Source organism: Streptococcus sp. 68, assembly GCF_013277415.1.
Classification (GTDB): Bacteria; Bacillota; Bacilli; order Lactobacillales; family Streptococcaceae; genus Streptococcus.
This window is the reverse complement of sequence record NZ_VMMX01000001.1, coordinates 104919-117051: the sequence shown is the minus strand read 5'-3', so window position 1 is coordinate 117051 and position 12133 is coordinate 104919. Positions and strand designations below refer to the sequence as shown.

Here is a 12133-nt window from a genome sequence, read left to right as displayed (position 1 = left end):
TCCTTTTTATTTTTATAAGCAGTTTATACTCTTCGAAAATCTCTTCAAACCACGTCAGCTTCGCCTTGCCGTAGGTATGNNAGTGTTTTGAGCTGACTTCATCAGTCTTATTTACAACCTCAAAGCAGTGCTTTGAGCAGTCTGCGGCTAGCTTCCTAGTTTGCCCTTTGATTTTCATTGAAAATTAAATTATTTTATTTTCAAAATATATCTTTTTTAGGAACAGAAAGCAAGAAAAAATTGACTGAAAGTGTCTCAGCCGATTAGAAAGCATCGTTTTAGGCTAGAAAGCATCTTATTTTCTTCATTGAAAAAAGGCTTTCTTTCTGCTATAATCGTATAAAATACTTACTTTAGGAGTTCTTATGAAAGTTGTTAAATTTGGAGGTAGCTCTCTTGCCTCTGCTAGTCAATTAGAAAAAGTTTTAAACATCGTCAAAAGCGATTCAGAGCGTCGTTTTGTAGTCGTTTCTGCCCCTGGTAAACGCAATGCTGAAGATACTAAGGTTACGGATGCCTTGATTAAATACTACCGCGACTATGTTGCTGGTAACGATATTAGCAAGAGCCAAAACTGGATTATCGACCGCTATGCTGCGATGGTTAGTGAACTAGGTCTTAAACCAGCTGTGCTAGAAAAAATTTCCAAAAGCATTCGTGCCTTAGCCACTCTTCCTATCGAAGAAAATGAATTTCTCTACGATACTTTCCTAGCAGCTGGTGAAAATAACAATGCTAAATTGATTGCTGCCTACTTTAATCAAAACGGGATTGATGCACGCTATGTGCACCCTAGAGAAGCTGGTATTGTGGTCACAAGTGAACCTGGTCACGCTCGCATCATTCCATCAAGTTATGACAAGATTGAAGAATTGACAAATACAAATGAAGTCCTTGTCATTCCTGGTTTCTTTGGAGTTACCAAGGAAAATCAAATCTGTACCTTCTCACGTGGAGGATCAGACATTACAGGTTCTATCATTGCTGCCGGTGTTAAGGCAGACCTCTATGAAAACTTTACAGACGTTGATGGTATCTTTGCAGCCCACCCTGGTATTATTCACCAACCACACTCAATCCCTGAGTTAACCTACCGTGAAATGCGTGAGTTGGCCTATGCAGGATTCTCAGTCCTTCATGACGAAGCGCTTCTTCCTGCCTACCGTGGAAAAATTCCTCTCGTTATCAAGAATACCAACAACCCTGACCATCCAGGTACTCGTATCGTTCTAAAACACAGTAGTGATGAATTTCCAGTTGTGGGAATTGCTGGTGACTCAGGCTTTGTCAGCATTAACATGTCGAAATACCTCATGAACCGTGAGGTTGGATTTGGACGCAAGGTTCTGCAAATCCTTGAAGACCTTAACATCGGCTGGGAACATATGCCAACAGGTATCGACGATCTTTCAATCATTCTCCGTTCTCGCGAACTAACTCCTATCAAGGAAGAAGAAATCCTTCGTCAGTTGGTTCAAAAGGCTGAGGTGGACCATGCAGAAATCGAACACGACCTTTCTATCATTATGATTGTTGGAGAAAAGATGAAGAGTCATATCGGAGTGACTGCTACTGCAACTCGCGCTCTATCTGAAAATAAGATCAATATCCAGATGATGTCTCAAGGTTCTAGTGAAGTTTCTATCATGTTCGTTGTCAATAAAGACCAAGAAAAAGCAGCAATTAAAGCCCTCTACAATGCCTTTTTCGGCGAAAGTAAGGAAGACTAATCATGGCCCAATCTCTTAACAAAACAGTGCTTCTCAGCACGACAGGCACTTCCTACCTCTCTATCGCTGGGAAAGTTGGGAAATTCCTGGTCGGAGATCAGGCCTTAGAATTTTACCCCGATGTCAATGTCGAACAATTTATCCAGATTCCTTGGAGCCATATCAACCAGATTGGAGCCAATGTCACTGGGAGGAAAATCAGTCGCCACTTCGAAGTCTTTACAGACAAAGGAAAATTCCTCTTTGCTTCAAAAGATTCAGGTGCCATTCTCAAAATTGCTCGTGAAAAACTGGGGAATGACAAGGTCGTCAAACTTCCGACCCTGATTCAGACAATTAGCCAAAAATTTAAAAATCTATTTGCAAAAAAGTAGAAACTTTAGTATAATCATAGCAACGGATAAGTAGGTTATCTTCTTCTTTCAGAAAGTCTGCGGATGCTGCGAGCAGATAGGAGGGATAGGTGAAATTCTACCGTTAGTAACAATTACATACACAATCAAGTGCACACCTGTGAAGTTGGATGGAACCGTGGCCCTGCCACTCCAACGCTTTGTCAGGTGTGCTTTTTTCATAAAGGAGTTCTTATGTTAGATATCAAACGTATTCGTACAGATTTTGATGCTGTCGCAGAAAAATTGGCTACACGTGGTGTAGATGCTGCTGTCTTGAATGAGATGAAAGAAATCGATGCTAAACGTCGTGACATCTTGGTCAAGGTTGAAACTTTAAAAGCAGAACGCAACACAGTTTCTGCTGAGATTGCCCAAGCTAAGCGCAACAAGGAAAATGCAGATGACAAGATTGCTGCCATGCAAACTCTATCTGCTGAGGTCAAAGCCTTGGATGCTGAATTGGCAGACATCGATGCTAAATTGACAGAATTTACAACGACTCTTCCTAACATCCCAGCTGACAGTGTTCCTGTTGGGGCTGATGAAGATGACAATGTGGAAGTTCGCAGTTGGGGGACTCCACGCGAGTTTGACTTCGAACCTAAAGCTCACTGGGATCTTGGTGAAGACCTTGGCATCCTTGACTGGGAACGCGGTGGTAAGGTAACAGGAGCTCGCTTCCTCTTCTATAAAGGCCTCGGTGCTCGTTTGGAACGTGCTATCTACAACTTTATGTTGGATGAGCATGGAAAGGAAGGCTATACGGAAGTCATCACGCCTTACATGGTTAACCATGACTCTATGTTTGGTACTGGTCAATATCCAAAATTCAAGGAAGACACTTTTGAACTCAGCGACAGCAATTATGTCCTTATTCCTACAGCTGAAGTTCCTCTGACAAACTACTACCGTGATGAAATCCTGGACGGTAAAGACCTGCCAATCTACTTCACTGCTATGAGTCCTTCTTTCCGTTCTGAGGCTGGTTCAGCTGGTCGTGATACTCGTGGCTTGATTCGTTTGCACCAATTCCACAAGGTTGAAATGGTCAAATTTGCCAAACCAGAAGAATCTTACGAAGAATTGGAAAAAATGACGGCCAACGCTGAAAACATTCTTCAAAAACTCAACCTTCCATACCGTGTCGTTGTGCTCTCTACAGGAGATATGGGCTTCTCAGCTGCCAAGACTTACGACTTGGAAGTTTGGATTCCAGCGCAAAATACCTACCGTGAAATCTCAAGCTGTTCAAACACAGAAGATTTCCAAGCCCGTCGTGCCCAAATCCGTTACCGTGATGAAGCTGATGGCAAGGTAAAATTGCTCCATACCTTGAACGGTTCTGGACTTGCAGTTGGACGTACAGTGGCTGCTATTCTTGAAAACTACCAAAATGAAGATGGTTCTGTAACTATTCCAGAAGCTCTTCGTCCATACATGGGTGGAGCTGAAGTTATCAAACCATAAAAAATAAGGTTTAGCTATTTCTAGCTAGACCTTTTTTCGTAACCAATTCAGATATGCGCCTAATACAAAGATTAAAATAATTAAGCAAATAGCGGTTTCAGCCAGTACCAAATAATCCAAAAATGGAAGTTTCAAGAGTCCCTGAGCCATCTTAAGCGAAGTAGCTGTGATAATGGTCGGGAAGGTGAGGGCTGAGAAGGCTGGTTGAAAACCTTGTTTTAAAATATTGGGTAGGCGAGTTAAAACAAAGAAAAAGAAGGATTGAGAAGCCAAAATCATAACGATTAAGAGCCAAGTGGGTAGACTCTCTCCTCCAACTCGAACTAGAGAAGCCAAGAGTAGAGAGAAGGGAGCGCAATAGATTCCTTCTTGTCCAAGCAAGGCTAGTGGGAGTGGATGTTTCTTTAAATCGCTATAAATAAGGGGATAGAGATAGAAGGTTAGGAGAAAACCAAAACTCAAGGTCGCATAGGCAATTTCGATGATGCCTACAAGAGAATAGGTCAAGGCTGCTACTGCTATCCCCACATAAAGTACCGTCCAGCTTGGAGTCGCATGAACCCTCCGACCTGGACAGGCAAACTTGATGGTGAAACCAGCAATCAAGGCCCAATCCAAGAGAAATGAAAACCACCAGAGTCCTTGCGCAACCAAAGGAAGATGAGGGAAGACGCGAAAGACATAGGTCGATAAAATCATCCCAGCCATGGGAAAGGTCGCCATTCCTGACAAAAGAGGAGACTTGGTCAATTCTTGCTTGGTTTCCTTCCAATTAAAGAGATGCAAAATCAGAAAGTAAATCCACAAAATCAAACCTGTCAGACTAAAAAGATGGGACAGAACCGGCAACGTATCTAAAACGAGATTTCCAGCTCCTGCCAAACCTAGCAAACAACCAGAAAATACCAAGGGGAGTTTTTTCATCCTAACCTCCAATAATCATGTTAGTTTCAGTATAGCATAAAAGCGCTTAAATGAGGACTTAAAAAAACGAAGTCCGATTATTTCAGACTTCATTTTTTACTCAGATATAAATTAAGCATAAGGTTGCAATTCTGGGTTAATTGGGGTATTGGCTAGGTTGTTGGCATAGTTACAGAGACTTGCTAGGCTGACACCAAGAACCACATCCAAAGCATTTTGTTGAGTGTAACCAGCTTCTAAAAACTCAGACAAGGCTTCATCTCCTACACGACCCTTGGTATTGATAACTGCCAAAGTAAACTTAGCTAGGGTATCCAATTTAGGATCTGTCTCAATTGGAGTACGATTGCGAAGAGCTTGAATCAAGTCATCATTCATCTGGATTTGTTTGATGGAAAAAGCTGTATGACCTGCGACGCAGAAGGCACAACCATTTGTCACGGCTGCCGTGATTTGCACCACTTCACGCTCAACGGGTGTCAGGCTGTTGCGACGGTTGATAGATGCGACAGTTCGGTAGGCTTCTAAAGCAGTCGGGGCATTGGCCAAAAGACCGATTAGGTTGGGAATATAGCCATTGTTGTCTTTTTCTACTGTCTCAAGAACTTCTTTCACTTCTGCTGGTGCTGATTCTACTGTATGGATTGTAAATGTTGTCATAAGATACCTCTTTTCTTGTTATTGACACTAGTATTATTGGAAAATCTTATAAAATCCTGATTCCTAAGTTTATTTAAGATAAAGCTTTATTCTCTCATAAGATTTTCGTTGTATATTAGTTTATCACACTTCCAATCACTTGCATAATATATATTATATATCAGCTTGATAAAAATCATTTATAGGCAAAAAAATCACACGAGCTGTGTGATTTCATTATTTATCAAAATACTTTTTAGTTTCAGCAATAACGACTGGCGACAAGACTAATAGGGCAATCAAGTTTGGCAGAGCCATCAAGGCATTGACAATATCTGCGATAATCCAAACCATATCCAACTCGATAAATCCTCCCAACAAGACCATGAGCACAAAGACCACACGGTAGAGCCAGATAAAACGAACACCAAAGAGGAACTCGAAACAGCGTTCTCCGTAATAGTTCCAACCTAGAATCGTTGTGAAGGCAAAAAGTACAAGGAAGATGGTCAAAAGGGCAGGCCCAAAGTGTGAAAAGACTGTTGAGAAAGCTGACTGAGTCAAGGCAACCCCATTTAAGTCACCACTCCAAACACCAGTCACCAAGATGGTCAAACCAGTCAGAGTACAGATAATGAGAGTATCAATAAAGGTTCCTGTCATAGAAATCAAACCTTGCTCTACTGGTTCATTTGTCTTAGCCGCAGCAGCTGCAATGGGAGCAGAACCCAGACCAGATTCATTTGAGAACACACCACGCGCCACACCATTTTGAATAGCCATCCGAACGCTAGCACCAGCAAATCCACCTACCGCAGCAAGGGGACTAAAAGCTGAGGTAAAGACTAAAGCGATTGTGGCAGGGATTTTCCCAATATTAAAGAAAATAACTGTAAGAGTTCCCAAAATATAAATGATAGCCATAAAAGGAACAACAGTAGTTGAAACCTTTGAAATGGACTTGAGTCCACCAAAGACTGCAATCGCTACAAAGACAGACAAGACGAGAGCTGTGATGGCTGGCGAAATAGCCGTTGTATTTTGGATAGATTCTGTAATCGAGTTGACTTGGGTGAAGGTTCCGATTCCCAAGAGAGCAACCAGTACTCCTGCTACTGCAAACAAAACAGCAAGGGGACGCCACTTTTCTCCCATCCCTAGAAGGATATAGTGCATGGGACCTCCCGCTACTGCACCATGGTCGTCCTTGGTGCGGTATTTGATGGCCAAGAGTCCCTCCGCATACTTTGTAGCCATTCCAAAGAAAGCCGCCATCCACATCCAAAAGAGGGCTCCTGGTCCCCCAACCTTGATAGCCGTCGCAACCCCTATGATATTCCCTGTCCCAACGGTTGATGCCAAAGCTGTACACAGAGCTGCAAAACTAGATACATCACCATGTCCCTTATCCTGGATAAAAATAAGCTGAAAGGCCTTGGGCAGACGCAAAACCTGCAAGAGTCCTAGCCGAATAGTTAGGTAAATCCCTGTTCCGACTAATAAAATCAAGAGGGGCGGTCCCCAAGCAAAAGCATCGATTGATTTAAGCAATTCTAACATTTCCTTCTCCTATCGTTTCAACCCCAAAAGAAAGAGCACATGCAAGATACATGTACTCTGGAATGCTTAGATAAATGCTAAAAAGCGGTCTATCCTAGCTCTGTCCTTTTACCTGAGAGTTTGAGCAGTTGCCTGCCTTGCCCCTTCGGTGCCTTTACGGTCTCTCCAGAGTTCCGTCCATTTACAGTCATGGAAAATCAAACGATTCCCCACTTCTATTAAACTTCATTCGGTGTTGGTATTTAATTGATTCTTATTTTACAAAAAATGTTGGCTTTTGTCAATGTGTTTATTAGTAAAAATTAGTTCAACAGTTTTTACTTTATAAAGTCCAGAATACTGCTATCCTTTAAAAGTCACAATAGTCGCACCACTGCCTCCAGCATTTTGTGGGGCATAGCCAAAACTCTTGACATGCTTGTTTCTTTGTAGGTATTTGGTGACACCTTCACGGATGACACCTGTTCCGATACCATGGATGATATCGACTTGGGTCATATTATTGAGCAGGGCTTGGTCGATAAAGGCATCTAGCTCATTCATAGCCTCTTCATAGCGCTTGCCTCGAAGGTCCAGTCTGGCTTGAGGTCCTCGTCCAGAAGTTCGTTTCACCACATTGACCTGTTTCTTCTTGACTTGCTTTTCTTGCTGGGCTTGAACGAGGTCAAATTCTTTTTCTTCCAAGGTCATCTTGATCAAGCCAACTTGGGCTTCCCAGCGACCATCTTTGAGTTGACTGGTCAAGGTACCACGCTGTCCATAACTGAGAACAACGATATCATCTCCCACCTTTGGAGCACGTTTTTTCTTGGCCTTTTGAAGGACCTTGTTTTTAGACAAGTCCACTTTTTCAGGAGCCAATTTTTTCAGCTTGGCCTTGGCTTCAATGATTTCATGAGGTTTGAGCTGGGACTTACTGTGGAGATTTTTGAGAATCTGGTCACTCTCACTTAGGGCCATGTCCACAATCTCAGCAGCCTGTTCACGCGCCTTGTTAAGCTCGGTTTCCTTTTCACGATTGAGCTCATTGTAAAGTTTTTTGAGAGCACGGTTCATCTTGAGATTTTCTTGCTCCACCTCACGGATATTGTCCAAGCGTTTGCGGCTCTCTAGCGTCTGCTCTTCCAGCTGCTCAATAATACGATTGACATCATTGTCCTGATCAACCTGCTGACTAGCATCCCCTACGATAACTTCAGATAGGCCTAGACGTTTAGCGATTTCGAAGGCATTGCTTCGTCCAGGAACTCCCTGCATAAAGCGATAGGTCGGGCGTAGAGTTGCAGTATCAAACTCCATGCTGGCATTTTGCACAAAGGCTGTCTCAATACCGTAGGCCTTGAGTTCTGGATAGTGGGTCGTCGCCATAGTCTTGACTTGACGCAGGCGAAGGTCCTCCAGAATAGCCATGGCAAGAGCGGCTCCCTCTTGGGGATCTGTACCAGCCCCCAACTCATCTAAGAGCAAGAGCGAATGCTGGTTGACCTTGCCAAGAATATCCACAATATTGGTCATGTGGCTAGAGAAGGTAGACAAGCTCTGCTCAATAGATTGCTCATCGCCAATATCAGCAAAGATTTCTTCAAAAATACCCACACGACTTCCCTTATCTGCTAAAATCGGCAAGCCGGATTGAGCCATGACCTGCGTCAAGCCCAGAGTTTTGAGCATGATAGTCTTCCCACCTGTATTGGGACCTGTAATAACAATCGCTGTTAAATCTTGACCAAAATGGACATCATTTGCGACGGCATTTTTGACCAAAGGATGACATACATGGAACAGTTGAATTTCCTGATTTTCTGACAGCTGAGGAACGACTGCTTGCCTTTCTTGGATAAAACGAACCTTGGCACGAATCAAGTCCAGATGGCCGATAATCCAAGCGTCATTGGCAATCTCAGCCGCATGAGGGCGAACACGCTCCGAGATTTCTTGGAGAATGCGAAGCATTTCATAGCGCTCATCTGCTCGCAAACTAGCAATTTCTTCGCTCAGTTTGACCACCTCACGGGGTTCGATATAGACGGTGTTTCCACTAGCAGAAATATCATGAACAACACCTGCAATCTTATTGCGGTAGGTGTTTTTGACTGGTAAAACCTGACGGCCATTTCTGCTGGCAACAATCCCTTCTGTCAACATCTGCGCTTTTTGCTTGAGCAAATCTTGCAAGACATCGCGTACCTGACTCTCGCTGTCATGGATTTTTCGACGGATGCGCGCCAATTCTTCACTGGCAAAATTTTCAATGAAACCTGCATCATTAAAGGCTTGGAGATTTCCTTGTAATTGCGGAAAATCGTGTAATTTCTCAAACCAAAGGGCTAACTCTTCCAAACTGACATTTTCCAGATTGGCATAAAAACTTTGCAGTTCTCTGCTAGAAAGAAGCACGCGCTTCAAGAGGAGGAACTCCTCGATATTGAGGTCTGCTCCCATCTCCAACCGCTTGCAGACTCCTGCAATTTCCTTAGTTGCGAGAATAGTAAAATGCGGTTGCTCTACGAAAAGAGCCTGCATCTCCTTCATCTCAGCAAAAGCCTGTTTGATTTTATCTGCTTTAGCAGTCGGAGCCAGCTGTCTCAATTGCTCCAAGCCCTGCTCGGTCAACAAATGGGGTTCAAACAAGGCCTTGACCTTATTGAACTCTAATGTTTCTAATATTTTCTTATTCATCTTTATTTCCTTGTCTTTGAATGTCTAGGTGTGGTAGCTTTTTATATTCTGATAGATTCGAGTCAAATCTGTAAACAAAGGGCTAGGAAAATTCCTGCCCTTTTTATCCGATTAAATTTGTCACCCAGATTTGTTTGAGCCAACTGGTTGTTACTGGTATGCTCTGGATGATATGTTTTGCGACGATACTCTTTTCAAGAGGATTTTGTATAGCTGCCATGGGAATGGTCGCCAAGATAGTCAAGGCCATTTGCAAGACAAATAAGGTCACCAACATGGACAAGATACCTGCTGAAACTTGGAACAACTTGCCACCCAGTTTTTTACTAGGAAGTAAGTGTAAGAGGAGACCAAGCAAACGACCGATGCTATAAACAATCCCAAATACAAGTAAGTAGCCGATACCTGCATAAAAGACCTTATCCAACTGAAAGAGTTGATCCGATGGGAAAAAGAAAGTTCCCTGACCTTCCTGCGGATTTGCATAAGGAAGCAACAAATGAAATTTCTCTCCCAGTCCCTTATAAAACTGACCAGCCACAAAAGCCGATGCCATGGCTGAAATCAGGTAATAAACTTGTAAGAGCAGGCCTCTCCGATAGCCGATATAAAACCCCCAAGCCAAGACCAATAGAAGAAAGAGTGAAATCATAAGGAATCCTCAATCTTGCTCTGTTCTTGCTTGCAAGTCACAAGCTTGTGACGGAGTTCTTCTAATTCTTGCTCCTTATCGTCAAATTCAATCTCACGGCTGAGTTGAGTTGATAAACAGTTAACTGCCAACAAAAGAGCGATGGTTTCATCGTCTGCACTAGGCATTTGTTCTTTAATTGCTTGGTATTTTTCTGTCGCAACCTTGGCGATTTCCTCCATAAAGAGATTATCATGCTCGCTTGTCAAGGTTAATGATTTTTTCCCGAATGTAAATTTGAATCGATTTAGATTTGCCATAAAATTCACCTCACGATATTATACCAAAATTCGCTAATTTTGTCAGTTTTTACAAATTTGCCTGCTTTTATGGTACAATAGAAACTATGGCAAGTATAACACTCACACCAAGTGAAAAGGAGATTCAGGCTTTTCTTGAACACTATCAAACCAGTCTAGCTCCCAGCAAGAATCCCTATATCCGCTACTTTTTGAGACTGCCTCAGGCAACGGTTTCTATCTATACTTCTGGAAAGGTCTTGCTTCAGGGTGAAGGAGCTGAGAAATACGCCAGTTTCTTTGGCTATCAAGTTGTAGAGGAAACCAGCGGACAAAATTTCCCTTTGATTGGGACAGATGAGGTTGGAAATGGTTCCTACTTTGGTGGGCTTGCAGTTGTGGCTTCCTTTGTCACACCCGACCAGCATGCCTTCTTGCGAAAACTCGGTGTGGGAGATTCTAAAACTCTGACCGACCAAAAGATTCGTCAGATTGCTCCTATCCTCAAAGAAAAAATCCAGCACCAGGCACTGCTTCTCTCACCCAGTAAGTACAACGAGGTCATCGGAGACCGCTACAATGCTGTTTCGGTTAAGGTAGCCCTCCATAATCAGGCTATCTATCTCCTCCTTCAAAAAGGTGTTCAGCCTGAGAAAATTGTGATTGATGCCTTTACCAGTGCTAAAAATTATGACAAGTACTTAGCACAAGAGGCCAATCGTTTCAGCAATCCTATCAGCTTAGAAGAAAAGGCTGAAGGAAAATACTTGGCTGTCGCAGTTTCTTCTATCATTGCGCGTGATCTCTTTCTGGAAAATCTTGAAAATCTGGGACGAGAACTGGGTTATCAACTTCCAAGTGGAGCTGGAACGACTTCTGATAAGGTAGCTAGCCAAATTTTGCAAGCCTATGGTATGCAGGGACTCAATTTCTGCGCCAAACTGCACTTTAAAAATACTGAAAAAGCGAAAAAACGCTTAGAAAGGTAAATTATGAATTCATTTAAACATTTCCTAAAAGAGTGGGGATTATTCCTCCTGATTCTGTCATTACTAGCTTTGAGCCGTATCTTTTTTTGGAGTAATGTCCGCGTAGAAGGACATTCCATGGATCCTACCCTAGCAGATGGCGAAATTCTCTTTGTCGTTAAGCACCTCCCTATTGACCGTTTTGATATCGTGGTGGCCCATGAAGAAGATGGCAATAAGGATATCGTCAAGCGTGTTATCGGAATGCCTGGCGACACCATCCGTTACGAAAATGATAAACTTTACATCAATGATAAAGAGACGTACGAACCTTACCTAGCTGACTACATCAAACGCTTCAAGGATGACAAACTCCAAAGCACTTACTCAGGAAAGGGATTTGAAGGAAATAAAGGAACTTTCTTTAGAAGTATTGCTGAAAAAGCCCAAGCCTTCACAGTTGATGTCAACTATAATACCAACTTTAGCTTTACTGTCCCAGAAGGAGAATACCTTCTCCTCGGAGATGACCGCTTGGTTTCGAGCGACAGCCGCCATGTAGGTACCTTTAAAGCAAAAGATATCACAGGGGAAGCTAAATTCCGCTTCTGGCCAATCACCCGTATCGGAACATTTTAAAAATCCTAAGAGGCCGAGAATCAAGAATCTCAGCCTCTTCTTCTATCGTGAGAATATGATTATTCACTATCCAGTTTGATTAAGATAGAAACAAAGTTATACTCAATGAAAATCAAAGAGCAAACTAGGAAGCTAGCCGCAGGTTNNGTCAGTAACATATATACGGCAAGGCGAAGCTGACATGGTTTGAAGAGATTTTCGA

Annotated in this window: 11 protein-coding genes and 1 riboswitch; of the genes, 5 read left to right on the top strand and 6 right to left on the bottom strand. The window is 42.7% G+C overall.

What is annotated here, in order from left to right; translation table 11 throughout:
• The first annotated feature begins 365 nt into the window (after window positions 1-365).
• From HT720_RS00530 to serS, 3 genes are all read left to right on the top strand, one after another.
• On the top strand, window positions 366-1730 hold the full coding sequence (locus HT720_RS00530) for an aspartate kinase (RefSeq protein WP_000869666.1): 1365 nt from the start codon (window positions 366-368) through the stop codon (window positions 1728-1730).
• A gap of 2 nt (window positions 1731-1732) precedes the next feature.
• Window positions 1733-2104: a DUF956 family protein gene (locus tag HT720_RS00525; protein WP_000079358.1), complete on the top strand. Its 372-nt coding sequence runs from the start codon at window positions 1733-1735 to the stop codon at window positions 2102-2104.
• Window positions 2105-2317: 213 nt separating this feature from the next.
• Window positions 2318-3592 (top strand): serine--tRNA ligase, encoded by a 1275-nt coding sequence (gene serS, locus HT720_RS00520; protein ID WP_173274398.1) that lies wholly within the window; start codon window positions 2318-2320, stop codon window positions 3590-3592.
• A 24-nt stretch (window positions 3593-3616) separates the two neighbouring features.
• Here the strand turns inward: serS and HT720_RS00515 are convergent, their stop codons facing one another.
• The 6 genes from HT720_RS00515 to zapA all read right to left on the bottom strand — a co-directional run bounded on the left by HT720_RS00515 (window position 3617) and on the right by zapA (window position 10345).
• The gene (locus tag HT720_RS00515; protein ID WP_173274397.1) at window positions 3617-4516 is read right to left on the bottom strand and encodes a TDT family transporter; all 900 of its coding nucleotides are present in this window, start codon (window positions 4514-4516) and stop codon (window positions 3617-3619) included.
• Window positions 4517-4627: 111 nt separating this feature from the next.
• Window positions 4628-5176, bottom strand: a complete 549-nt coding sequence (locus tag HT720_RS00510; RefSeq protein WP_000206765.1) for a carboxymuconolactone decarboxylase family protein — start codon at window positions 5174-5176, stop codon at window positions 4628-4630.
• Window positions 5177-5392: 216 nt separating this feature from the next.
• Window positions 5393-6715, bottom strand: coding sequence for a sodium:alanine symporter family protein (locus HT720_RS00505; protein ID WP_050223065.1), 1323 nt, complete (start codon window positions 6713-6715; stop codon window positions 5393-5395).
• Window positions 6716-6805: 90 nt separating this feature from the next.
• A riboswitch (glycine riboswitch) is annotated at window positions 6806-6894 on the bottom strand.
• A 163-nt stretch (window positions 6895-7057) separates the two neighbouring features.
• Window positions 7058-9394, bottom strand: coding sequence for an endonuclease MutS2 (locus HT720_RS00500; RefSeq protein ID WP_173274396.1), 2337 nt, complete (start codon window positions 9392-9394; stop codon window positions 7058-7060).
• A 103-nt stretch (window positions 9395-9497) separates the two neighbouring features.
• The gene (locus HT720_RS00495) at window positions 9498-10046 is read right to left on the bottom strand and encodes a CvpA family protein (protein WP_173274395.1); all 549 of its coding nucleotides are present in this window, start codon (window positions 10044-10046) and stop codon (window positions 9498-9500) included.
• A complete protein-coding gene (zapA, locus tag HT720_RS00490) occupies window positions 10043-10345 on the bottom strand; it encodes a cell division protein ZapA (protein WP_000002019.1) in 303 nt (100 codons plus the stop codon). The genes HT720_RS00495 and zapA overlap by 4 nt, the downstream gene beginning before the upstream one ends.
• A gap of 86 nt (window positions 10346-10431) precedes the next feature.
• Here zapA and rnhC point away from each other — a divergent pair, with 86 nt between their 5' ends.
• On the top strand, window positions 10432-11313 hold the full coding sequence (rnhC, locus tag HT720_RS00485) for a ribonuclease HIII (RefSeq protein WP_173274394.1): 882 nt from the start codon (window positions 10432-10434) through the stop codon (window positions 11311-11313).
• 3 nt (window positions 11314-11316) lie between these two features.
• Window positions 11317-11931, top strand: a complete 615-nt coding sequence (lepB, locus tag HT720_RS00480; RefSeq protein ID WP_173274393.1) for a signal peptidase I — start codon at window positions 11317-11319, stop codon at window positions 11929-11931.
• Window positions 11932-12133: the final 202 nt, after the last annotated feature.